The sequence below is a fragment of the Candidatus Aramenus sp. CH1 genome, assembly GCA_022678445.1.
Lineage (GTDB): Archaea > Thermoproteota > Thermoprotei_A > Sulfolobales > Sulfolobaceae > Aramenus.
This window is the reverse complement of record JALBWU010000004.1, coordinates 69550-92612: the sequence shown is the minus strand read 5'-3', so window position 1 is coordinate 92612 and position 23063 is coordinate 69550. Positions and strand designations below refer to the sequence as shown.

The following is a 23063-nucleotide window of genomic DNA, read 5'->3' as shown; positions in this document are numbered from 1 at the left end:
TTAAAGTCACGTAACTAAATGAAAATACGCGGGGCTGTAGTCTAGCCTGGACTAGGATGCCAGGCTTGGGCCCTGGTGATCGAGGGTTCAAATCCCTCCAGCCCCACCATTAGTTCGGCAATTTCCACTTAGATCTGATCTAACGAAAGGGGGCCTCAACTTTCTGCGTAAAACCGCCGTGGAAACGGAAAGGTCCTTCAATACTTACGTCTGACGCTGTTTTAACTACGCGAGAAGGGCGCTAAATTTCCTACTTGAGTTCCTTAGCGTTTCTTCAGCCCGCTTAATGGTTATTTTACTTAGCGTTCAAGCGCAGGGATCCAGATTGCCCGCCCCCTTTACAGCCTTATCGTCGTGGTTTGAAGGTATACCGCAAGGACCGCAAATGCCACCTCGAGTCCCCAAAGTATTAGCACTACTTGATACTCCTTAAAGTGGCCCATCTTCATCACTACGTGCGTCAAGGAGTTGGGTTTCCCGTCCCAGTAAAGGTAGCCCTCTGCGGACACCTTGCCAAAGGAGACGCCCTTAAACTTCGTCCTAGCCTTGAGGACGAACTCTACAACGTAGGGCAAGTAGAGGATCGCCAGCGCTGTGAGCATGAACCCAGATATACCAATAGCGCCTATTGCGGACCCAATAAAATACGTGCCTATGTTCCCTGGAAACACCTTCGCTGGATATTTATTGTAAAAGAGGAAAGCGACAAGGGACGCCACCAGCGCTAAGGCCAGCTCTCCCGCTATGTACGTCTGCTCCGCACCCCTGAGCCCAATAAACGCGAGGGTTCCCGCCATTATGATCCCCATGCCAGTCCCAAGCCCGTTAAGCCCCTCCAGCATGTTGAAGGCGTTCGCTGTAATTGTCAAAGCTGCAGGGATTACGACCACGTAATATAGGAGGCCGAAGTTTACGAAGCCTAGGAAAGGTATTGAAATCACGGAATGCCCCACGCTGAAGATGGCCAGAGGAACGGAGGCGAAGGTGGGTGTCAAGGCCCTCACTGATTGCCTTATGTTTAAGACGTCGTCTAGCAGTCCAAGGAAGGCTACTATGAGGGACGATATGAGGGAAGCCAGGACGACGGTCTCGCTAACCTCGCTCTGGTCGTCGACCAAAAGCGCGAAAGACCCTCCTACGAATCCTGCAACTATTCCCACTCCTCCCAGTACTGGCACTTCCGGTTTGTTGGGCTTATTTACGTCCTTTCCTACGAATCCTCTAGCTTTAGATACCTTGATTATCCAGCTTGTGACTAGGAAAGTGACTACGAACGAAATTAAGGGGGCTACATAGTCCAAGTCATTTCCGCCTTTTAACTGTAAACTCGGCTAGGTATTTTAAAGCCATTCCAGCTATTTCGCTCTTTCCTTCTACTGCCTCGAGGAACTTCAACGCCCTGTCCAAATAGCGCTCCGCCATGTCGTAGGCGTAGTCCAAGGAGAGGGACTTTATGGTCTCCGCAGCTGCCCTCACTTTCTCCGCGTCTTTAGACCCTAGACCTTCTAGGATGACTTTTCTCTCCTTATCGCTTGCCCTTTCAAGGGCCTTAATCGCTAGGATGGTCTTTTTGCCCTCTCTTACGTCGCTGTACACTGGCTTACCCAGCTCCCTTTCGTCAGCCGTGAGGCCAAGTATGTCGTCAACTATCTGGAAGGAAACGCCTAAGTCCATGCCGAAGGAGTAAAGCTTCTCGACAGTACCGCGGTCTGCCCCTCCAACTATCCCTCCTAGAGCAGAGGAACAGGCGAAAAGCTGGGCGGTCTTCCTCTTTATCATCTCCACGTACTCCGACTCAGTGACGTCAGCCCTCTTCTCGAACTCCATGTCCATGGCCTGCCCCTCGGATATTACAATCACTGACCTCGAGAAAGTGGAAAGGGCCCAGAAGTACCTCTCACCGTCAAGCCCCCTTAGGGCATCGTTGAGTATCTCGAAGGCCTTAGCGTGGAGCAGGTCTCCAGCTAAGATGGCAGTGGGGACTCCCCACACCACGTGAACTGTGGGCTTACCCCTCCTCAACGTGTCCTGATCCATTATGTCGTCGTGGATCAAGGTAAAGTTGTGTAAGACCTCGACTGCCGCACCTGCCTTGTATGCCCTCGTCCTCTCCCCTCCCACCAGGTCGGAGGAAGCAACTAAGATGAGGGGCCTTAGCCTCTTGCCTCCAGCCTTAAGAAGGTAAAGGGACGCCTCGTAGAGGTCTTTTGCGTCCCCCTTTAGGTAAGAGAAAATCTCCTTATCTACGTTGCTAACTATCTCGTTGAAGTACTGGTCTATGTTCATCTTTCTCTTTTTCTAAGTTTTTCGTATGTAGATAAACTTATCCCCCTAGATTCCATCCACTCTTTCAATCCCTTCCATATCACTACGCTAGTCCTCTTGAGGCTCTCCACGTCCTTGGAGCCTGTGAGCATCATGGCTGACTTGAGCTCAAAAAGTGTCCTCCTGAAGAACTCCCTTAGGGAGTCCTTTCCCTCCATTGCCCTCTTCAGTACTGGGTTCGCCATACCGGCCACGTCAGCTCCCAGCGCAATGGCCTTTGCCACGTCCAAACCGTTCCTTATTCCACCGCTACCTACTATGAAGGCGTCTGGTACTGAGTACCTCGTCTCCACTATTGAGGCTCCAGTTGGCACCCCCCAGTCGGCAAAAAGCGACGCGCTCTTTGCCTTCCAGTTCCCCATCGCCTTATCCCTCACCATTTCCACAGCCACCCAGCTAGTCCCTCCCTGCCCAGAGACGTCGAAGTTCTTGAAGCCGTAGGAGGACATGAGGGACGCCACCTCCATAGATATCCCGGTGCCCGTCTCCTTGATTATTATTGGGACTGACAGGGACTTGGAGATGTCCCTCAACTTCTCCAGGATTGCCATCGGGTACTCCGGTTCCCCCTCTGGCTGGAAAAGCTCCTGGGCTGGGTTAAAGTGTATGGCAATGGCGTCTGCCTCTATCATTGATACAGATTTCTCAACCTCCTTTAATCCATAGCCCCTGGCAAGCTGAGGTGCCCCTAGGTTGGCGACTACAGGGATTGTAGGGGCGTACTTCCTCACCACCTTGAAGCTCTCGGCTGCCGACTCCTTCTCTATGGCGATCCTCTGGCTTCCCACGCCCATGGGTATTCCCACTTCCTCCGCTACCTCTGCTATCGTCTGGTTTATCTTCCCCAAGAACTGGGTCCCCCCAGTCATTCCAGTTACCATTAGGGGCGCGGAGATCTTCTTTCTGAAGAAATAGGTAGAGGTGTCAACTTCATTGAACGAGAGCCCAGGCATGGCCTTGTGTACAAGGACTACGTCCCCCAGCAGGGTAGAAGTAAAGCCCTCTACGTCCTCGTAAAGGCATATCTCAACGTGTTGAACCTTCCTGTTGCTTATCATCCTTCCGCCTCCACAAGTGTGCCTACTCTTTCTCCTCTCAATGCCTTATATACATTAGCTGGGTCTTTCCCGTTGAAAATCAACGAGTTGACCTTGTATTGGAGTATCTTCCTAATTTTCCCCACTATCCCCCCAGTGACGTCGTACCTCCCAGTCTCTAGGTCTACAATTCCCTCGAGTGAGTTGACCCTGTCCTTCACTTTCCCTCCTACTATTACGCCATCAATGTTAACTGCAAAGAGGGCAGTTACCTTAAAGTGCTTTGCTAAGGTTAAGGTCAGGTCGTCCCCTGAGATGATCTCCCCATTTGGAAGGATGTCCCCATAGGTGACGGGGACGAGGCCGTTCCCTAGGATCTCGTGGACCCTGTCAAGGGAGAAACACCTCCCTGGCAAGGGAAAGGCCTTAACCCCCTCGCTCAGCAGTACCCTAGTTATCCTCAAGTTCAAGTCCTGCATGGCCAGTGCTGTCCTAGTTGTCCTAAAAGGGTCGTTAATGCTGGCCTCGTAGTGGCCAAAGCTCCCGCCACCGTGCACTAGGATTACTTTAAACCCCTTGATCTCCTTTGCTATATACCTTACAACCTCCTCCCTAAAGGAGTAAGGTACTCGCTTGTCCGTTATAAGTGCTCCACCTAGCTTGAGAACTCTATAATTGTCGCCCAATTCAAGTCCCATATTACCTTCCAGTTATTTATGTATGGCACGCGGATAGAGTAAAGGGAGTGCCAAATCCCGTTCTCCTGCTCCACGAGCTCCTTCTTTATCCCCTGGGAGAAGAGGACTGGGATGACGCCTATCGTGTGTACCACGGAGTTCTCGACTTCGCCCTTAACCTCTATTGGGTAACTGGCTATTTTCCTTACGTGTATTTCCGCGAAGTCGACCGGGACTGGGTCTTCGTCGTCCCTGTAAAGCAGGTTCACGTTAAGGCGTTGGGCTGTCCTAAGGGCCCTTATGAGCCTCGAGTCAAAAAGGGCGTCGTCTATGAGCCTCAAGGTTTCGAACTTCTCGTCCTCGTTAATCGGTATGGCGCACTTCTCTATGGCCCTCTCAACCAAGAGCTTACTCACAATGACGTAATAGGAGGAGAAGGGAATGTCCCCCTCAACGTCGAGGTTGAACTTACACTCAAACCCCGTAGCCTCCCTAAACAAGGAGGATATGTCGACCTTAGGTCTACCGCTTTTTACTACTACTTTCGCCTTAGCCAAGACCACTAGGATTGGGCTGTTAACGTCCACAGCTACCCCGGAAAAAGGGATGGGCAACTTAACTTCCAAATCTCGCTGCAAGATAACCCACTACTGAGCTCTTGTCCCCTGAGGTGTCGCCGGAGGTTGCGTGCTTTAAGATGTAAGCCCTCTTCCCCAGCTTCCTCGCCAATATCATCGAGACCATTATCGGCCCAAAACCGCACAAGGTGACGTCCTTGTCCTCTACTACCTCGTAAATCCCCTTGTAGTCAAGGCTTTCTATCCTCTCTATGGCCATCTGGTCCTTCTTGTAGGTTACGTCATATGGGTCATAGTGGTTCATGTCGCTACTCGAGAGGACTACTATGTCCAGGTCGGGATGCTTCTGCATCACCTTGATGATTCCCTCAGCGATGAACTCAGAGATCTCAGGGGTCTGAAGCCCTATGACAATTGGGACTATCTGGAAGTCCCTGAAAAAGTACTGCAAGAAGGGGATCTGAACCTCGATTGAGTGCTCGTACAAGTGGGCGCGTTCGTCTATGTCTATCACTTGTCCGTATTGCACGAGTTCCATGGAGATTTCCTTGTTAACCTTGACGTTGCCAAAAGGGGTCTCCCATTCTCCCTCTGGCCATATTGAGACGTAGGAGCCGAGACCCGTGTGGTTTGGCCCGAGAATTATCACGACGTCTGGTTGACCCTCCGACGCCAAGTAGTAATAGGAGTGGGCGGCCACTGGACCGCTGTAAATGTAACCGGCGTGAGGAACCACGAAAAACAAGTTGTCCCTTTTTCCCTTAACCTTGGGGAGTTCGGGTAGCTTACCGGGACCCACAGGGTGCTTAAAGCTCCACTCTATCCTCTTCCTCAGCTCATCAGGGTCGGACTCGTAAAAAGAGCCTGCCACTGCAGGCATTCTTTTCATTAAGATAATTTCACCTCAAACTCCTCTACCTTCACTGGTATGTCTCCGTCAGGGGGTATCTCCTTCCTCTCCCTAAGCACCTGCCTAGCGAGGATCCAGTAGAGCAGGGCCAACGACTTCCTTCCCTTGTTGTTGGCGGGGATTATCAAGTCCACGTAGTCGATTTTGGCGTCTGTATCGGCGAAGGCCACTATCGGTATTCCCACTTCCGCAGCTTCCTTAATTGCCTGGACGTCTGTTCTGGGGTCGGAGACCACCAGCACTTCTGGCTCCATGTAGTGCGAAAGGTAGGGGTTCGTTAAAGTGCCTGGGACAAACCTCCCAGTTATGGATCTGCCACCCACTACCTCGGCGAACTTCTGAACTGGAGTGAACGCGTAAGGCCTAGCGGCCGTGGCCAAGATAGCGTTACCCGGGAACCTCGAAAGAAACTTCGCGGCAATTCTAAGCCTCTCGTCTATTTTCCTGACGTCTAAGACGTAAAGGCCCTCAGGCCTTATCCTATAGATGAACTTCTCCATGTACCTTGTGCAGCTGTGGGTACCTATGTGTATACCCGAGGAGAGGTAGGTCTCTAGGGGCACTAACAGCTCGATCTCAGTGCCCTTCTCGGACCTCTTAAGCTCGGACTTCTCCTCCTCGGATAACTCCGTGCTCTTGTTCTCCTCTTCCGACGACATGAGCTAACCACCTAAATAGGTCTCGTGTAGTTTATAACTTCTTTTATTATGTCCACGTGGCTAATTAGCATTCTCCTGCAACAGTACCTCCTTACCCCCAGATCGTCCAGTACTTTCCCTGGGTCTTCTCCAGCAGTGACCCTGGTTATAAATGGATCCCACTTGTCCGCAATCAGGGAGCCACAAGTAAAGCACCTTACCGGGATGATCAAGTTACATCACCTATAGGACTTCTGCCTCCACCTTCTTGCGCTGTACCTCATCCACTTCTCTGACTCTGTCTGCCTTGGGTCTCCTGCCAACATGGTTCTGTCGTATGCCTTGTATATGTTCTCTATTTCCTTACTGCCAGTGAACTTAACAATAGCCCTAGCTATTGCCATCCTCGCCGCGTCTGCTTGTCCCATTATACCTCCGCCCTTAGTGAAGACATAAGCGTCTATTCTTGAGGCAATGCTCTCCCCAGCTAACAACAACGGCTCCATAATCTTAAGCCTCGCTACTTCCACTGGGATGAGCTCAACTGGTATGTTATTCACGAAAACCCTGCCCTTACCTGGGTAAAGGTAACACGTAGCCCTTGCCATCTTTCTCCTTGCACTGGTGATTATTGTGTTACTTTGCTGGTTTGACATGCGCGTTCCACCCCATCTCTTTAGCTAACTCCTCTACAGTTATGTGCTTACCTTTAAGTCTTTTCACGTCGACGTCCTCAAACCTTATGAACTGTTTCCCTTCTAGCTCCCTCGGCACTCCAATGTATACTTTAACGTTTTTGAGCATCCTCAAACCCTTGGGTGTCTTGGGCAACATACCCCTAATAGTCCTCTTAACTATGTTAATTGGACTTCTGGGCCTCCTTATCCCCTGTTTATAGGGATTAAACAGAGTTCCGACGGTAAACAGCAACTTATAGCCCTCAACTACCCTGGCCTTGGGGCCGCTTATGACCGCCTTCTCGGCGTTGACTATGTATACCTTCTTTCCCTCCTTAAGCAAGCCAACTACCTTACTGCACATCCTCCCCAAGATCTGATTAGTCGCGTCTATTATTATTACGTCAGCTTGGCTCATCCCTTCATCAACCTCACGTTCTTAAACTCCTTTATCTCCTGGAGCGCCTTATATAAGCTCATAACCTTCCCTCCAGCTTTCTCTATCTTAGCCATTGCCTGCTTGGAAAAATCGAGGGCGGCCACGGTGACCGGGTGGTCTAAGCTCCCAACACCAAGCACCTTACCTGGAACTATTACTACGTCACCACTCCTTGTGTACTTGTTTATCTTATATAGATTGACATAGGCCCTCTTCCTAGAGGGCACGTCCAATTCTTCAGCAACAGCCCTCCACATGTTCTTCTTCTGCGACTTGAGCTCGTCTATGAGTTTCCTCAACATCACGTTTGTACTCCCAGTCCTCTTCATAACGCCTTCACCTTCTCCTCAAGCTCTTCAAGCTTACGGGCTATACTTTTATTGGCCTCTATTAAAATTCTTTCCACCTTCAAGTTGCCCACTCCCTCTATTTCCAGGATGTACTTATTTTCTACGCTACTTATCTTAATGTTCTTACAGTACTTTATGCACTCCTCGCATAACGTACACGCCAGCTCGTTTGCAACCACGACTTTACCGTCCCTTAGCTCAAAGACCTTCTCTGGACACACCTTTACTGCTTCCTCGCAGTTCCCTTCAACCACTACCTCTGGGTAGTATCTCACAACGGCTATCGATACCGGGCTGTACTTGATGTGCTCCTTACCGTAACCTAACCTCAGCTTTGCCTCCAGCGTCAACTTTTGGTTCTTGCCCAAAAGCACTATTGGGATGTTCTTGCTTATTGGCACTACGTTGGGGTCGTCGCCCTTGATGTCCCCAGTATAGATCATCTTAGGTGAGTCTCCGGCCTCGACGTCTATGTAGACCTTCGTGAAACACCGCTCACAGTTCTCCTTGCAGTTCTCGCACTCCTCAGGGCGCCTGTAGAACTCAAGGGCGTCGTCTGAGGAAAACGGTATAAGCCCCAGCCTATGGGCTATCACTTCGTCGTACAATGGGCTGTTGTTCTCTATTATGTAGACCTCGTCTATGGCCATCACTGGAACGAAGAGAATACTCGACCTCCTCAACGAGTTGACAAACTCCAGCGGGTAGTCCTCTAAAACTAAAGAAATGAAGTTGCCTTCTTTTTTCAGGAGCCTTATTGGCATTTAGACTCTCCTTCCTCTCCTTCCACCTGGCCTCCTAACGCTATCATGAGGTATGGGGGTTACGTCTTCTATTCTTCCTATGATGAACCCAGACCTAGCCAAAGACCTTATTGCTGGTTGAGCTCCGGGACCAGGCGTCTTGGGGCCAGAACCTCCGGGAGCCCTCACCTTTATGTGGATGGCCATTATTCCCTTGTCTAGGGCCTCTGAAGCAGCCTTATTAGCGGCCAACATGGCAGCGTAGGGAGACGGCTTCTCCCTATCAGCCTTGACCACCATACCTCCACTTGCCCTAGCTACCATTTCCGCACCAGTTATATCGGTAATTGAAATTATCGTGTTGTTCTGGGAAGCATATATGTGGGCAATACCCCACCTAATTTCACGCCTGCTCGACATTTGCCTCACCACCACCCTCCTGTGAAGGAGATTGAGCGTTCTGGTTAACTACCGTAGGAGGATGACCCTTGAACGGTGAAGTCGGATAGTAGTCTATCGTGTCCTCCTCTTCCCTCTGGACTATGTACCCAGGGGAGGTAACCCTAATCCCGTTCACTACTATGTGTCCGTGCACTATGAGCTGCCTAGCTTGGTAAATAGTCCTTGCTAAACCCTTCTTAAACACTATGGTCTGTAGCCTCCTTTCCAGTAAGTCCTCCTCCTTCAACCCTAGAATGTCGTCAACTGTGGACTGCTGGGACTTTAGCAATCCCATCTTGTACAACTTATTGATCAACTGCTTCTCCCTGACTACCCTCTCAGCAGGAGGCAAAGCTAGGAGACCCCTGGCCATGTGCCTGAATTCCCTTATAACTGTTCTCGCTAGCCAGAGCTCCCTCTTGTTCCTCAGACCGTACCTTCCCACGAGTTCCTGCTCTTGCCTTAATACTTCCTTAATCCAAGGTAGACCTGGTCCTTCCCACTTTTTCCTGGACTTCCTGGGATCACCCATTTAACCCACCTTATTTCTTTGCCTGTCCGCCCGAGGAAGAGGAAGCGGATGATTGCTGCTGTGGTTGTGCCCCCTTGGCTCTCTTTACACCTACGGTGGCACCAGTCCTCCCGGTAGTCCTAGTTCTCTGCCCCCTCACCTTCAGGCCGTACATGTGCCTAATACCCCTCCAGCTCCTGGTCCTCTTCTCCCTCTCAATGTCGTTCCTCACGTAAAATATGAGGTCAGAAGTCACCAAGTGCATGTCCCTTCCGTTCTCGTAGTCCTTCCTCCTGTTGTACATCCAGCTGGGCAAGTACTTTATCGCGTGGTCCGACAAAGCCTCCTCGATCTTCTTCAGTTCCGCGTCTGAGAGCTCCCCCAGCCTCTTATCCTTGTCAATTCCGATCTTCATCAGTATTCCCCTTGCAGTGTTGTAGCCTATGCCCTTCACCATGGCAAGAGCGTAAGGGGTCTTCATAGTCCCGTCTACGTCTTGTCCAAACAGCCTGACTATGTACCTAAACTGTTGTTCAGACATAGTCAACTCAACTGTAAGTGCTATACATTACCCCCTTTTAAGTTTTTCAATGTCTCCCTCTTCCTCTCGATTGCAACACGGCTAGCCTCGTCTAGCGCATTCTTGAGTTCCTCCATGGAGTAGGGAGAGTAGTTGCCTATTACCTTCTTCACAGGAGTGTATGGACTCTCCCTGAACCTCGGCTCCAGCCTCTTCCCGGAAATGGTGAGTATTGGATAGTCCTTGAAGCGGTCCACGTACCCTATTTCCTTCACCTCCACCCCCGCCTTCCTAAGCTCCTCCTCCAAGTTATCTGCTGGGGAGAAGATGAGCAGGGAGTCTATTGACACACCAAAGGGGTCTACATCTAGGGCCCTAAACATGTTGAGTACTTTCCTGTTTATCATGGAGAGGAATTCGTCCTCGTCTATGACGAAGCTGACCTTTGATACTTCGGAGACCTCCAGGGCGTCACCTCTAATCCCACCGTTCGTCACGTCCGTCATTGCCTCCACCTTGTCCATAAATCTCTCGTTCACTACCTTGGCTACAAGTAGCTCTTCCACCCTCAAGGTCTCCTCCACTACCTCTGGAAAGCCTCCGTAGATTGCTGTGGCGCTTACCGTGCCTCCCCCGTTTCCCCTGGTCATGTATATCCTCATCCCCTCCTTAATCCTAGCCCTAGAGAGGAACTTTTTCCCCAACTTACCGACTGCCCCTACGCCTCCGCTTATCCTCTCCCCAATTACCACGTCCCCGCCTATCCTCAAAGTACTACCAGCCAGGACGCCTACGCCCAACGCCTCCGCTACCGTGGAAACTCCTGCCTCAAAGTCGAACAAGTACGACAAGTCGGCGTCGTCGGCTAAGTGAACGTCGATGAGGACGCCAAGGGGCGTAGCTCCCTTGACCATGACGTCCCTGAGGCACGCCTTTGTAGCGTGGAACCCCGCAAGGAATGGAAAGTACGATAGCCTAGAGTGAATGCCGTCAACTGCTACAACGACGTCGTCCATGACCCCGGCGTCGTCGAAGGTTGAGGGCTTCCTACCGCTTATCTCAAAGAGCTTGAGGTGGATCAAGTGGTCCCCCACACCCCTTGAGCCAAGGCCGGCGTCCCCAGCCCTTATACCAGAGGGCACCGGCTCGTACTTGGAGGCCATCCTCGAGTTCTCCACCTCCTTGATCACCGCATCTGCCAGCTTCTCGTTTAGGTCCCCCCTCCTACCCTTGTAAAAGTCCAACCACTGCACAATTATCTCCTTTGCCCTCTCCCCTTGAACTCTCCTGGCTATTCCCTCCAAGTCCATGAGGTGATTAGGTTTTTTAACAAAAAGAGTTTAGTGTAAGCCATGAAAATTCTCTCCAAGGAGTTCAAGGTAGAGACTAGGAGCAGGTTCGAGAGCATCGACATCACTGACGCTGTACAAGAGGTAGCAAAGGGAGTAAAGGACGGGGTCGCCTACGTTTTCTCCAAACACACCACTTGTGCCGTAATAGTCAACGAGGGGGAAAGCGGGCTCATGCAAGACTACTTGGACTGGGCTAAGAAGCTAGTCCCTCCTAACGGGGAGTTCAAGCACAATGTCATAGACAACAACGGCCACGCCCACATTATCTCTTCTATAATAGGAAATTCCAGAGTTGTCCCAGTCAAAGATGAAAAATTGGATTTAGGTACTTGGCAGAGGATAATTTTGTTGGAATTTGACGGGCCTAGAGTTAGGACGGTTTATGTAAAAGTTATGGGAGAATAATAACTTTTTTACTAGTTCTGTAGATAATTTATCGGTAAAATTGCCACCAGGAACCTTCTCAATTCTCGATAAGATAAATTCCTGCGAAGACAGGAGGTGCATAGAGAGAGTAGTTGACGAGTACATCACCTCGCTAGTAAGGGGGAAGAGAGAGTTCACCCCCAAGTTCAAGCTCTTCGAGGAGGAGAGGGACGTCGACGAGAAGGCTGTAGCGAACTCTTACGTGTTCACAGAGTTCCTCATAAGCAGGTTAGTTACAGCAGACGTGGACGTAGAGGCGGTAGTTAAGGATTTAGAGGAGAAACTGGGAAGAGACCACCCCGTTATTCTCTTCCTCAAACACATCAAGGACGAATAGGAGTTTTTTAACTTCCTCTTGCCTTTTTATTCTGGGGAAGATTACTTGCAAGATAGGCTCTCTCTCATCGCGAGAAACACACAAGAAATTGTAACGCTAGAAGAGCTCCAGAAAAAGCTTGAGTCAAGGGAAAAGCTGAAAGGCTACATAGGGTTTGAACCCAGCGGTCTATTCCACATTGGGTGGCTGATCTGGGCCCAGAAGCTAAAGGACCTCGTTGAAGCAGGAGTGGAGATGTCAGTTTTAGTGGCGACGTGGCACGCGATGATCAACGACAAGCTTGGAGGGGACATGGAATTGATAAGGCTAGCCGGCAAGTACGCCATAGACGTGCTCTCAGCTTACGGCGTAGACATGGGCAGGGTCAAGGTAGTAGACGCCGAAGAGCTCGTGAAGGACAAGGACTACTGGGCATTGGTAATCAAAGTGGCCAAGAACACTAGCCTTGCTAGGATGAAGAGGGCCCTAACTATTATGGGCAGGAAGTCGGAGGAAGCGGAACTCGACACGTCTAAGCTCATTTACCCTGCAATGCAGGTAAGCGACATATTCTACATGGACCTGGACATAGCGCTGGGGGGGACTGACCAAAGGAAGGCACACATGCTAGCCAGGGACGTGGCGGAGAAGCTGGGCAGGAAGAAGGTAATAGCCATCCACACCCCCCTTCTAGTAGGACTGCAGGGCGGGCAGAGGATGGAGGGCCCAGTAGAGGAGGACGACTTCCTCTCCGAGATAAAGATGAGCAAATCAAAGCCCGAGACCGCCATATTCGTTAACGACTCTCCAGAGGAAGTGGAGGAGAAGATAAGGAGAGCTTACTGTCCAAGGGGGGTCGTGGAGAACAACCCAATACTGCAGATCAACAAGTACATAATCTTCGCCTCTCCCTCTGCTACGCTAAAGGTGGAGAGGGACATCAAGTACGGAGGAGACGTGGAGTTTAAGTCATACGAAGAGCTAGAGAGGGCTTTCGCTGAAGGTAAGCTACACCCGATGGACTTAAAATCTGCCACAGCTAGAATGTTAAACAAAATCCTAGATCCACTTAGGAAAAAAGTTCAAAACGAGGAATACGAAAAAATGGTATTAAGTATATCCAAAAAGGTGACAAGGTGAAAAGTCTTGAAATACGTGATTAAGTTAACCTTTGAGGTTTCCGGAATAGTAGACAAGCCAGACGTCATAGGTGCAATCTTTGGCCAAACGGAAAACTTGTTTGGCGAGGAGTTTGACCTCAGGGAGCTCCAAGATAAAGGAAGACTGGGCAGGATAGTAGTAGAGATGAAGACCAAGGGAGGGAAAAGCGAGGGAACCATAGAAATACCTTCAAACCTCGACAGAGTGGAGACTGCCCTTATTGCGGCGATGGTCGAAAGCGTGGAGAAGGTCGGCCCTTACGAGGCCAAGTTTGAGCTCAAGGAGATACAAGACGTAAGGGAGGAAAAGCTAAAGAAGATCATAGAGAGGGCAAAAAACGTATTGTCGACGTGGAGCAAGGGCAAGACCTTGGACATAAAGGAGGTACTCAACGAGATAAGTAGCGCGGTTAGGACTGGGGAGATAACTGAGTACGGAGTAGATAGGTTGCCTGCAGGCCCAGACGTGCTGACAGATCCCAACCTCATTATAGTCGAAGGAAGGGCGGACGTAATCAACTTGTTAAGGTACGGCTACAGGAACACCGTCGCCGTGGAAGGGGCAAGCGGTAAGATACCGCAAGACCTCATCACGCTGTCTAAGGAAAAGAAGACCGTAATAGCTTTCCTGGATGGAGACCACGGTGGAGACCTAATACTAAAGGAACTCTTGAGCGCCGGCGTTAAGATAGACTTCGTAGCTAGGGCACCCGTTGGAAGGGAAGTGGAGGAGCTGACTGGAAAGGAAATCGCCAAGGCCCTCTCCAACATGCAATCCCTTTCCCAATACTTGAAGAAGCAACAGGAGGTACAGACGACGATCAAGGAAGCCCAACAAGCAGTAGTAGTGGTCGAGCCCACTGTAGCGCAGAAAGAGGCTAAGCCCCAGTTGGAGATAAACGTCCCCCAGAACGCACTGGAGGAGATCAAGAAGCTACCGGGAACCTTAGAGGGGATAATGTTTGACGACAAGTGGAACGTAGTAGAAAGGGTGCAAGTTAGGGACATTATACCCAAACTTGAGGCGCTACAAGACAACAAAGTGTCTTACATAGTGTTTGACGGAGTAATCACACAGAGGCTATTGGAGCTAGCTGCGTCAAAGGGAATAAAGATGCTGATCGGAGTGAGGATAGGCGGTATATCCAAGAGCCTAGACAACGTAAAGATATTGACGTTCCAGGACGTTCTAGTTTAAGGATTCCTTCTCTTTTCTTTCTTTTTTTAAAAAGCGTTATTTCTTATTAAAGAAGCTCATTATATCAAATCCACCGCTCTTTAGCGCGCTTTCCTTTACGCCAAAGGACTCCAGGATCCTCATAGCCGCCGGCACTATCTGCTTGTCTGTGTAGTAGTCGACGTCAATCCTTGAGGGATCCTTAACCGTGAAGTACGGCTCGGCTCTATCTGAGACCTTCCCGGCCCCCTTTACGATAACGTAGCCTATCTTTCCACCTTTGAAGATGGCGTAGCCTGCCTTTATTGCCTTCTTCGCCGCGACAACGTGAGGGGCGTCAACTTCGTACTCATCAAGGCCCTTGTCCAGGGACTTCCAAATTATTAGCTCCTCTATCTTGAACTCCTTCCTTCTCAGCCTCATCACCGCTTCTCTGACGAGCCTAACCGCGTCGTCAACGCTATACAAAAGTATCTTCTCTATGACCTCCCTCTGTATGTCCTTCGCTAGCTCGCACCAGTCTCCCCTAACCGCCTCAAATCCTACTATGTCTATCTTACCGTCGAAGGTGAGCCCCGCGTACCTCTTCTTATTCTCGGTAAAGAAGACCTTCTTGTACTTCTTGTCTACCTTGATCTCCAGCTCAAACCTGGAACTTATCTCTTTCACAAGCTTGTCCACCTTCTCCTCGTTCCCCTTAACGAAGATGGAGTCGGTGTCCCCGTAGATCACCTCAAACCCCTCCTGCTCGGCCAACTTCGCCGACGCCGAAATTATCTCCCTGCCCCACGCAGTAACTGCCTCCGCTCCCTCCTTGCTGTACCACCTCGCCCCTAACCAGCCCATGTAACCGTAGAAGGCGTTTGTCATTACTTTAATTGCCCTCTGTCTCTCGTCTAGCCTCCTCTTTGTGAACTCGTCCTTTGCCTCCTCCATTGCCTTCTTAACTTCCCTCCTCTCTTGAATGAGCCTCTGCAGGATCCTCTTGTAGAACCCCTCTGGGCTCTTGCGGAACTTGTGCCCCACCTCAGGCGCGACCCAGCAGTCCTCGCACTCTCCCTTAACTAGGGTATCTGGGCCAATGTTGTACTTTATCATGATAGAGGGGTACATGGACGAGAAGTCGAGCACGTAGACGTTCTCGTGGACGCCCTGCTTGGGAGATATAACTAGGCCACCCTTGTAGCCCTCGTACTCCCTCTCGACCCTGTTGGGGATGAGCTCGTTGAACTTGAACGCCTCCCTCATTAGCAACCACTCTACCCTGTAACCGACGCTAGCCATGGCCAACTGGTCAAGGGGTAAGCCAGTGAGCATGGTCAACTGTTCCCCAAAGGGTAGGAAGACGTCCCCCAGCAAGTAGGTCGACTTGGCGTCGTCCATATTGTATTGCATTACCAGTTTCCTCTTTTCCCTGTCGTTCCAGTACTCCGGTATCTGGTACCACTCCAAGTTGACCCTCTTGCTCTTCGGCATGACGCCCAAGTAGTCGGCGACGTTGTCCAGGCTCTTGACTTTAACTTCCTCTACGCTGTACGCAAACCCCATGAGGTCCACGTTAAGTCTACCAACTACGGAGAAGTGGCCGTAAGTCCCCTGGCTTGGCTCAGAGCTTACCTTTCTCCCTATGTCGAGCTTTACGTTCCTGGCCTTCACCCTCTCCAGGAGGTAGGGCCAGTCGAAGCCACTGGTGTTGTAACCCAGGATTACGTCTGGGTCGTACTCCTGGACGAACTTGACGAAGTCCCTTATTACCTTCAAGTCGTCCCCGTCCTCGTTGACGAACTGCCTTCCCCCCTCTTCCGTCCAGACCCCTATAAGTATCACTGGGTCCCTCCTTGGGTCGGGGAAGCCGTATTTGTTGTAGACCTCTATGTCGAACGCCATTACCTTAAGCTTAGGCGGGTCGTCCTCAAAGACCTTAAGCAACTTCACTAGGTTGTAGACGTGCTTTAACCTAAACTTGTTCTCCTTTACCTCCTCCACCTCAGCTTGGAACCAGTAAAAGGGCCTAATTCCCGAGTCTATGGAGTACCTCATGTAAAACCTTACGTCAGCCTCTAGCACTTCCCTCACTCCCTTTACCTTCGCGACGCTGTCCCTGTAGGTTCTCACGTAGGCCGGGATTACCGTCTCTATCCTCAAGGCCTTGACTGGCTCGCCGTAGTACTTCTTCTCGACTGGTTCAACCTTCGTTATGGGGGACTCTGGCTTGCTGAGCCTCCTCACCTCCTCCGCGATTGCCTCCGAGTCCCCGTCCACGACTGCGTAAAAGTACGGCCTGAAGTTGCGCTCCAGGACGACTACCCTGTTACCCTCCCTATCAACGCTCCAGATGTATATTACGGGCTTTCCCTCCTCTACGTCATAGGAGAAGTCCAATACGTAAAAGTCCTTGATCATAACTAGAATATCATCTGGAAAATTAAAATGTTTCACTTACTCTAGGTTTTTGTCAATAAAGGGCTTTACCATTACGAAGGCGTGCTTTCCCCTCCCGTAGTAGTTCTTCCGAGTGAAGGTAACGAAGTACCCGTTCTTGCTGTAAAACCTTACTGCATCCTCGTTGTCGACCTTTACTTCTAAATAGGAGTAAGTGCAACCCCTCTGCTTAAAGGCCTCTTCTAGGGATCTCAGTAGGGCAGACCCGACACCCTTCTTTCTGTAGCCTTGTGCCGTTGCAATTGACACCACGTGTCCCCTCACCCTATGCTGTATGATCCCTATGGCATACCCCACGACTTGGCCGTCCTCCTTTGCAACAACGTAAACGCTTGCTAGGTAGAGGTAGGCCTTAAGTAAGGACAAGGGATAAGGGTTATCGAAACTCTCCAGCTCTATCCTGTAGATCTCTCCGAGGTCTTCTTCCGTCGCATCAGATATAATTACCACAGGTTGGTTAGAGTGTACATAATAATGAAAGTTTTGGAATTCGACGAGAAGAAGGGATCGCTTAAGCTCCACATAGAAGACGAAGATGACCTCTGGCTCCTTCACTTGATCCTCCACAAGGGGGACGTGATCATAGCCAGGACAACCAGGGACGTGAGCTTGGGAAACGAGGGCAGGAGGATACCTATGGTAATAGCGCTGAGGGTTGAGCACACTGAGTTCCAACCCTTCACCTCCCGTCTGAGGATACATGGCATAATAGAGGACGCCCCTGAGAGGTTCGGGATAAAGGGGGCGCACCACACGGTCAACTTGGACATAGGAGACGACATAGTGATAGTTAAGGAGCAGTGGCCTAAGCACGAACTCGAAAAGATATATGCCCAAGCAGAAAAGAGGAGCAAAGTGCTCATAGCCTTGGTGGACTTCGACGAGTACCTAATAGCCATCCCAATGGCGCAGGGCATAAGAGTGCTCGCTGAGAGGAGTCTCCAAACCCCCAACAAGGAGGACGAGGGGATAATAGAGGAGAACGCAGAGGAGGTAGCCAAGGAGGTAGAGGAGTACGCGAGACAGTTCTCCCCTGACGCCGTGGTCCTAGCGGGTCCAGGGCCGTTCAAGGAGATTGTAAGGGCAAAGCTCAAGTTCAAGAACGTCTACGTGGACAGCGTGTCCTCTGCGACTAGGGCAGGGCTGTCGGAGATCTTGAGGAGGGACATCATAGACAAGGTGATGAGGGACTACGAGATCTCGCAGTCCATAAGGGAGATGGACAGAGTAATGGAGCTCCTCTCAAAGAACACGGGACTCGTGGCCTACGGCCTCGAGGAGGTAAAAAGGGCAACGCAGTACAGAGCTGTGGAGACCCTCTTGGTGACCTCAGACTTAGTCTCCGCCTACGACGAGGAGGAGAAGAAGGAGATCGAGGAAGTTATGGAGGAAGTGGGAAAGAAGGGAGGAAAGGTTATGATTGTACCGGAGGATTCCCCTGTGTATTTCCAAGTGAAGAACTTGACCGGGCTAGTGGCTGTCCTTAGGTTTAGGATAGAGTGACCTCTCGGAGATCCTAAGGCCGTATGGCAATTCCTCCACTATCCTAACCTCGTCTACGGGGAAGCTCTTTATTATCTCCTCTACTACCTCGTCTGATACGGCGTAGCCTTCCTCCACTTTTTCGCCGAACTCCTCCAAGTTAGCGTTGGTTTTGACTATTGCTCTAACAACTGTTCCCTCTCCAGTGTACCTCTCAAAGGGCTTGGCCGTGTATCTGAGAGTCCTCAAGAACCTGGTCCTCGTCTCTACCACGTCCTTGTACACTGAACTGCAGTAGTGCACTAGGACTTTGCTCTCCTGGAACTTCTCGACTACTTTTATTGCAGTCTCAGCGCTCCCTCTAGCTCCCGCCAACCCATGGGAGACCCTAAGCCCCTTGGCGTTAAGTGCTAGGGCGTTCCTCTCGGTTATCTCTAGTTCGTTGATGTTGACGAACTTTACCCCGTGCAACTCAGCCCACTTGATTATCTCCTCGAGCTCTTGTTCGTTGCCGGGTATTGAAGGTACTTCTATTCCAACTTCGAACGAGTAGCCCAAAGCCTTTTCCACTGCCCTCAAGTACTCCCTGTTCACCGGGTGGAACCTTATCTCGTCGACCCCTGACCTCTCTAGCTCCCTTAGCACGTCGTGCGTAACGTATCTCCCAGAGGTGTATAAGTGCACGTGGAACTCCTTCCCAAACTCGTCCTTGAGCACTCTCGTGACCTCAACGACCCTGTCAATCCTCAGTATAGGATCTCCTCCAGTAATCCCCGCGCCCAGCGCGTTCATCTTGTACGCCTCGTACACGAAGTCCATTACGGAGGTCACTTTCCTCTCGTTAGCGTAAGCCACGTCCTTGGAGAACCTGCCCTCGCTTACAGGACAGTAGTAGCAGGAGTCGCCGCACTCCCCTGTAATAAATACCACTAACTTACCGCCAAGCCTGCAGAGCTCGCAACCCTTGGGAAGGCCGTTGTAAAGTGCAATGTCCCTATTTCCCTTTAACATGTTCCGATATCCACCTTCTGACTTCCTCCCTTTTAACTTCTTCTAGCGCCTCCTCTAGTTCACTCTTGGCCACTTCCTCGTTCAAGGGCTTATTCCCCTGCAACTTCGGCGCCCCCTCGTTACCTCCCTCAGGGTAGTACCAGACCTTGAACCACGTGAAGCCGGCCCTCAACATGGAGAAGCCTAGAGGAGTGTCCATGGCGTGGTAGCCCTTGAATATCATTTCCTCCGTCTCCTTGTCTTTTTCGTACGTGACGAAAAGCCTGCCCATAGGAGGGAGGAGGTTGTAGAAGAACTTGAAGAGCTCTACCTCTATCCCCTCATCTCTAGGCCAGGGGTCGTAGTCTATCTCTATCCAGGGAACGTACTCCCCCCTCCCAGTGAAGTAGTTACAGCGCCCCACGAATTTATCGCTCAAGTACAGCTCGAAGTAGTAGAGCTCCCTTATGTGCGACTTCCTCAAGTTCTTGTAGCTAAGCCTGTACCCCGAGACTTCCCCCTCAATCATTTACCATCTTCCTGAAGAACTTGTTGTTCTTGGATAATAAAACGATGGAGGACTCAAAGCTCTCCTCTTCGCCCAGGTCGTACCTCAGGAAGACCCCAGTCCTCCCCTTCTCCATCCTCTTAGTCAATAGCCTCTCCCTCTCCACGATTGTGGAGATAGAGACCTTAAGTAGCTTCGACGCCAGGCCCTCGTTGCCCTTTAGGGGTATCTCCTCGTGACCCTTTTCCGTCGGGATTATGAGCTGTAGCCTCTTGTTGACCCCACTTACCCTCTCCTTCCTCAGGATTCCCTCCTCGTCTATTAGTCCACCAAAGCGGAAGAACTCCTCCTCGTCCCTCTTCAGCTTACCTAGGGGGAAGGTTATAACTTCCTTTTCCTCTGGGTCCAGGGAGATGTACGCCTTGGGCGTAGAGAAGGGAGTGGCTTGTATTACAAAGCGGTGGTCCGCCTCTATTAAGTCCAAGTTGAGGATGTTTGGATTGAAGACCACGACGTCGACGTCGCTCTCCTCTCTGACGTCTCCTCTGGCAACTGAACCGTAGACGTACCCCACCATCCCCAGCGATCTCAGCTTCCTGAGGACGGAAAGGGCAATCTCCCTCTTCCTCTCCAGTAGCTTCCAGTGTGCCTCCGTGTACTCTACTTCCACAACTGTTTTATTTTTACAGCGCACTTTAATCTTAATGGTATCGTCAGTAGAGTGGTTTGGGATAGGAGTGCTTGCTTTCTGGGCTGTGATCTACGCCTTTAAGGGAAAACTGGAGAAGAGGGGGTTCAAGGTATACCCCTTCTTCCTCATGTGGAGAAAGGGAACTAGGAGCGAGTGGTTCCCAGGGGTAGCCAACAGCAACGCCTACAAAGGTTTCGAGAAGGTAGCGATAGCCTTAGGGATCACGTCTATGGTGGGAGGTATATTCCTCATATACTATGTTATCTCGGGACTGCTAGTTAGACCAACCAAGACCGGCATAAGGCTTGAGCCCATAATCCCTGGGGTGACAATTGGGCTAAACGAGGCAATTTACGTGCTGCTTGCGATTGGGATCTCTGTAGTTGTACACGAGCTAATGCACGCCATCTCAGCTACCTCAAACAAGGTAAAAGTGAGAGGAGGTGGTTTCATACTCATAGTCATATTCCCAGGGGCATTCGTGGAGCCTGACGAGGAGGAGTTCCAGAGGAGCCCAACTAGCGCGAAGCTAAAGATAATTGCCTCGGGAATAGCTATGAACCTGATCCTCGCTGCCGTCTTTTTCCCTATAGCCACTTACCTCCCCAGTGCTCTGTCTCAAGGTATAGAGATAGTGGGAGTGTTGCCCCACTCCGAAGCCTACAACATATCCCTACACCCTGGGCAGGTGATAGAGGAGATCAACGAACATGTGGTAAGGACCTATACCCAGCTAAGCCAAGCCTTAGACAGTTCCACGCACTACCTCATCGTGGTAAAGAACCCTAACGGCACAGTCTCTTACTATAACGCCACCGCTGAAAACCACTTCTTGGGCGTTGAGGTCACCTACAGCATACCGCCGTCAGCTTACCCCTTCCTCGACTTCTCCATATGGATGTTCGTGGTAAACTTCAGCCTAGCCCTCTTTAACGGGGCTCCGCTGTTCATAACCGACGGGGGGAAAATATTCACTGAACTCGTGAAGAAAATAAGCTCTAGGTACGGGGAAAAAATATCGTACTATATCCAGACGTTACTCCTGGTGTCCTTCGTGTTCGCCATACTATTGTCCATTAGTCTTCCTCAATGACCTTAGAGCTCAGTATTGGGAACGGGATTACCTCCTTTATGCTCTGGTTGTTGGTGAAGAGCATCACCAGCCTGTCTATGCCTATGCCAAGCCCTCCAGTGGGGGGCATACCGTAGGATAAGGCCCTCACGAAGTCCTTGTCATATGGGTGAGCCTCTTGGTCTCCCCTGCGCATCATCTCCTGCTCCTTCCTGAAGAGCTCGTCCTGAAGGACTGGGTCGTTTAGCTCGGTGTACGCGTTCGCGAACTCCATCCCTGCTATGAATAGCTCAAACCTCTCCACAAATCCCGGCTTGCTCCTGTGAGGTTTACACAGTGGCGTCGTCTCTATTGGGTAGTCCGTGATAAAGGTGGGCTGTATTAAGTCGGGAGAGACTAACTTGTCGAATAGCTTCTCTATCATGAGCCCCCTAACGTAGGAGTTGCCCCTTGGAGTTAGCTGGTACTCCTTGAGCAACTCCTTGAGCTCGTCGTCAGTCATCGCCTCGACGTTCTTGCCAAGGGCCTCGCTCAAGGAGTCCAACATGGAGATCCTCCTGAACTGGGAGAGCTCTATTTCGTACTCCTTGTCTCCCGTCCTGTACTTCACCTTGGTGTCTCCAAGCACGACCTTCGCAACTGTCGATATCATCTCCTCGGTTAGCTTCATGATATCGTTGTAGTCGGCGTAGGCCCAGTAAAGCTCAAGGAGCGTGAATTCGGGGTTGTGGGTAACGTCTATGTCCTCGTTCCTGAAGACCTTGCCTATCTCGAACACCTTGTCAAAGCCTCCTACTATGTACCTCTTCAAGTAAAGCTCCAAGGAGATCCTGAGGTACCACTCTTCGTCAAGGTAGTTTATCTTGGTCTTGAAGGGCTTTGCCAGGGCTCCCCCGTAGACTGGCTGTAGGATCGGTGTCTCCACCTCCATGAACCCCTTGGAGGAGAGGAACTTCCTGATCTCGGCTATAGTCTTGAATCGAACCTCCATGGCCCTCCTAGCGCTGTCGTTGTAGAGGAAGTCTACGTAGCGGTGTGCGTATCTGAACTCGGGCGAGAGCTTAGTCCAGTCTGGGGGCTCGATTAGGGCCTTTGCCAGCATGACGTAGTCCTTGACTAGGAGGGAGAGCTCTCCCTTTGCTGTGTAGAATAGATCTCCTTTCACGCCCATTATGTCACCCCTCCCAAATATGTCGAAGAACTTGTTGTACTTGTCCCCTAGCTCGTTTACCCTCAAGTAGAGCTGGAGCCTCTCGCCCTCGTCGAATATATCCACGAAGGAGGCCTTGCCGTGCCTCCTTATGTTGGCTATCCTGCCTGCAGTTGAAATATTGAACATGAAGGGGTCGTGAGGCTTGTCCTTCATATCCTTTACCGAGTTCTTTATGTCAACGATGGTGTGGGTGATGTCGTACTTCTGCGGGTAGGGGTTTACGCCGTTAGCCTTCAGCTCCTCGACTATTTTCAGCCTCCTTTCGTCCCATTTCACACCATGAAAACGCAATTCTTAAGTTATATTTCTTTTTGCCAAGCCACGACTCATAAGAAGGCTTTCTTGAGGCAGTCGTCGTAAAGGGTAAAGTCTGAATTCTCAAAAGATA

Annotated in this window: 28 protein-coding genes and 1 tRNA gene; 7 read left to right on the top strand and 22 right to left on the bottom strand. The window is 50.8% G+C overall.

Features of this window, described 5'->3' with window-relative positions; all coding sequences use genetic code 11:
• Positions 1-30 precede the first annotated feature (30 nt).
• Positions 31-109: transfer RNA gene (locus MPF33_03495), tRNA-Pro, on the top strand.
• A gap of 229 nt (positions 110-338) precedes the next feature.
• Here the strand turns inward: MPF33_03495 and MPF33_03490 are convergent.
• Genes MPF33_03490 through MPF33_03415 form a run of 16 tightly spaced genes read right to left on the bottom strand, consistent with a single transcriptional unit; the run spans position 339 to position 11156 of the window.
• A complete protein-coding gene (locus MPF33_03490; GenBank protein ID MCI2414306.1) occupies positions 339-1301 on the bottom strand; it encodes a UDP-N-acetylglucosamine--dolichyl-phosphate N-acetylglucosaminephosphotransferase in 963 nt (320 codons plus the stop codon).
• 1 nt (position 1302) lies between these two features.
• Complete coding sequence (locus MPF33_03485) at positions 1303-2286, bottom strand: polyprenyl synthetase family protein (GenBank protein ID MCI2414305.1); 984 nt, start codon at positions 2284-2286, stop codon at positions 1303-1305.
• Positions 2283-3383 (bottom strand): type 2 isopentenyl-diphosphate Delta-isomerase, encoded by a 1101-nt coding sequence (gene fni, locus MPF33_03480; GenBank protein ID MCI2414304.1) that lies wholly within the window; start codon positions 3381-3383, stop codon positions 2283-2285. The genes MPF33_03485 and fni overlap by 4 nt, the downstream gene beginning before the upstream one ends.
• On the bottom strand, positions 3380-4060 hold the full coding sequence (locus MPF33_03475) for an isopentenyl phosphate kinase (GenBank protein MCI2414303.1): 681 nt from the start codon (positions 4058-4060) through the stop codon (positions 3380-3382). The genes fni and MPF33_03475 overlap by 4 nt, the downstream gene beginning before the upstream one ends.
• Entirely contained in the window at positions 4018-4677 is a 660-nt protein-coding gene (locus MPF33_03470) for a hypothetical protein (protein ID MCI2414302.1), read from the bottom strand. The genes MPF33_03475 and MPF33_03470 overlap by 43 nt, the downstream gene beginning before the upstream one ends.
• Entirely contained in the window at positions 4655-5506 is an 852-nt protein-coding gene (gene amrB / locus MPF33_03465; GenBank protein MCI2414301.1) for an AmmeMemoRadiSam system protein B, read from the bottom strand. Before amrB ends, MPF33_03470 begins: the two co-directional genes overlap by 23 nt.
• A complete protein-coding gene (gene rpsB / locus MPF33_03460; GenBank protein ID MCI2414300.1) occupies positions 5506-6186 on the bottom strand; it encodes a 30S ribosomal protein S2 in 681 nt (226 codons plus the stop codon). Before rpsB ends, amrB begins: the two co-directional genes overlap by 1 nt.
• An 11-nt stretch (positions 6187-6197) precedes the next feature.
• On the bottom strand, positions 6198-6398 hold the full coding sequence (locus MPF33_03455) for a DNA-directed RNA polymerase subunit N (GenBank protein MCI2414299.1): 201 nt from the start codon (positions 6396-6398) through the stop codon (positions 6198-6200).
• A gap of 6 nt (positions 6399-6404) precedes the next feature.
• Positions 6405-6821: a 30S ribosomal protein S9 gene (locus tag MPF33_03450; protein MCI2414298.1), complete on the bottom strand. Its 417-nt coding sequence runs from the start codon at positions 6819-6821 to the stop codon at positions 6405-6407.
• The gene (locus MPF33_03445) at positions 6802-7260 is read right to left on the bottom strand and encodes a 50S ribosomal protein L13 (protein MCI2414297.1); all 459 of its coding nucleotides are present in this window, start codon (positions 7258-7260) and stop codon (positions 6802-6804) included. Before MPF33_03445 ends, MPF33_03450 begins: the two co-directional genes overlap by 20 nt.
• Positions 7257-7610 carry a 50S ribosomal protein L18e gene (locus MPF33_03440; GenBank protein MCI2414296.1) on the bottom strand — a complete coding sequence of 118 codons (354 nt, stop codon included), beginning with the start codon at positions 7608-7610 and terminating at the stop codon, positions 7257-7259. Before MPF33_03440 ends, MPF33_03445 begins: the two co-directional genes overlap by 4 nt.
• Complete coding sequence (locus MPF33_03435; GenBank protein ID MCI2414295.1) at positions 7607-8395, bottom strand: DNA-directed RNA polymerase subunit D; 789 nt, start codon at positions 8393-8395, stop codon at positions 7607-7609. Before MPF33_03435 ends, MPF33_03440 begins: the two co-directional genes overlap by 4 nt.
• Positions 8396-8794: a 30S ribosomal protein S11 gene (locus MPF33_03430; GenBank protein MCI2414294.1), complete on the bottom strand. Its 399-nt coding sequence runs from the start codon at positions 8792-8794 to the stop codon at positions 8396-8398.
• Entirely contained in the window at positions 8778-9347 is a 570-nt protein-coding gene (locus MPF33_03425; protein ID MCI2414293.1) for a 30S ribosomal protein S4, read from the bottom strand. The genes MPF33_03430 and MPF33_03425 overlap by 17 nt, the downstream gene beginning before the upstream one ends.
• A 10-nt stretch (positions 9348-9357) precedes the next feature.
• On the bottom strand, positions 9358-9867 hold the full coding sequence (locus MPF33_03420) for a 30S ribosomal protein S13 (GenBank protein ID MCI2414292.1): 510 nt from the start codon (positions 9865-9867) through the stop codon (positions 9358-9360).
• A gap of 20 nt (positions 9868-9887) precedes the next feature.
• A complete protein-coding gene (locus MPF33_03415; GenBank protein MCI2414291.1) occupies positions 9888-11156 on the bottom strand; it encodes an AIR synthase-related protein in 1269 nt (422 codons plus the stop codon).
• Positions 11157-11198: 42 nt separating this feature from the next.
• Between MPF33_03415 and MPF33_03410 the strand changes: the two genes are divergently transcribed.
• The 4 genes from MPF33_03410 to dnaG are packed head-to-tail and all read left to right on the top strand — an operon-like array spanning position 11199 to position 14298.
• Entirely contained in the window at positions 11199-11603 is a 405-nt protein-coding gene (locus tag MPF33_03410) for a secondary thiamine-phosphate synthase enzyme YjbQ (GenBank protein ID MCI2414290.1), read from the top strand.
• A gap of 40 nt (positions 11604-11643) precedes the next feature.
• Complete coding sequence (locus tag MPF33_03405; protein MCI2414289.1) at positions 11644-11961, top strand: hypothetical protein; 318 nt, start codon at positions 11644-11646, stop codon at positions 11959-11961.
• Between the two features lie 45 nt (positions 11962-12006).
• On the top strand, positions 12007-13080 hold the full coding sequence (locus MPF33_03400) for a tyrosine--tRNA ligase (protein ID MCI2414288.1): 1074 nt from the start codon (positions 12007-12009) through the stop codon (positions 13078-13080).
• Positions 13081-13086: 6 nt separating this feature from the next.
• A complete protein-coding gene (gene dnaG, locus MPF33_03395) occupies positions 13087-14298 on the top strand; it encodes a DNA primase DnaG (protein ID MCI2414287.1) in 1212 nt (403 codons plus the stop codon).
• A gap of 36 nt (positions 14299-14334) precedes the next feature.
• Here the strand turns inward: dnaG and MPF33_03390 are convergent, their stop codons facing one another.
• Positions 14335-16680, bottom strand: a complete 2346-nt coding sequence (locus tag MPF33_03390) for a DNA polymerase II (GenBank protein MCI2414286.1) — start codon at positions 16678-16680, stop codon at positions 14335-14337.
• Positions 16681-16716: 36 nt separating this feature from the next.
• Complete coding sequence (rimI, locus tag MPF33_03385) at positions 16717-17169, bottom strand: ribosomal protein S18-alanine N-acetyltransferase (GenBank protein MCI2414285.1); 453 nt, start codon at positions 17167-17169, stop codon at positions 16717-16719.
• Positions 17170-17193: 24 nt separating this feature from the next.
• Here rimI and MPF33_03380 point away from each other — a divergent pair, with 24 nt between their 5' ends.
• Positions 17194-18222: an mRNA surveillance protein pelota gene (locus tag MPF33_03380; protein ID MCI2414284.1), complete on the top strand. Its 1029-nt coding sequence runs from the start codon at positions 17194-17196 to the stop codon at positions 18220-18222.
• On the opposite strand, the gene MPF33_03375 is transcribed toward MPF33_03380, so the two are convergent.
• Genes MPF33_03375 through MPF33_03365 form a run of 3 tightly spaced genes read right to left on the bottom strand, consistent with a single transcriptional unit; the run spans position 18190 to position 20369 of the window.
• Positions 18190-19212 (bottom strand): radical SAM protein, encoded by a 1023-nt coding sequence (locus tag MPF33_03375; GenBank protein MCI2414283.1) that lies wholly within the window; start codon positions 19210-19212, stop codon positions 18190-18192. The two genes, MPF33_03380 and MPF33_03375, sit on opposite strands and share 33 nt — an antisense overlap.
• The gene (locus MPF33_03370; GenBank protein MCI2414282.1) at positions 19196-19720 is read right to left on the bottom strand and encodes a DUF1122 family protein; all 525 of its coding nucleotides are present in this window, start codon (positions 19718-19720) and stop codon (positions 19196-19198) included. Before MPF33_03370 ends, MPF33_03375 begins: the two co-directional genes overlap by 17 nt.
• Positions 19713-20369, bottom strand: coding sequence for a nucleotidyltransferase domain-containing protein (locus MPF33_03365; protein ID MCI2414281.1), 657 nt, complete (start codon positions 20367-20369; stop codon positions 19713-19715). Before MPF33_03365 ends, MPF33_03370 begins: the two co-directional genes overlap by 8 nt.
• 34 nt (positions 20370-20403) lie before the next feature.
• Between MPF33_03365 and MPF33_03360 the strand changes: the two genes are divergently transcribed.
• Complete coding sequence (locus tag MPF33_03360; protein ID MCI2414280.1) at positions 20404-21483, top strand: site-2 protease family protein; 1080 nt, start codon at positions 20404-20406, stop codon at positions 21481-21483.
• Here MPF33_03360 and lysS read toward each other — a convergent pair.
• Positions 21467-22951, bottom strand: a complete 1485-nt coding sequence (lysS, locus tag MPF33_03355) for a lysine--tRNA ligase (protein MCI2414279.1) — start codon at positions 22949-22951, stop codon at positions 21467-21469. The genes MPF33_03360 and lysS overlap by 17 nt on opposite strands.
• Positions 22952-23063: the final 112 nt, after the last annotated feature.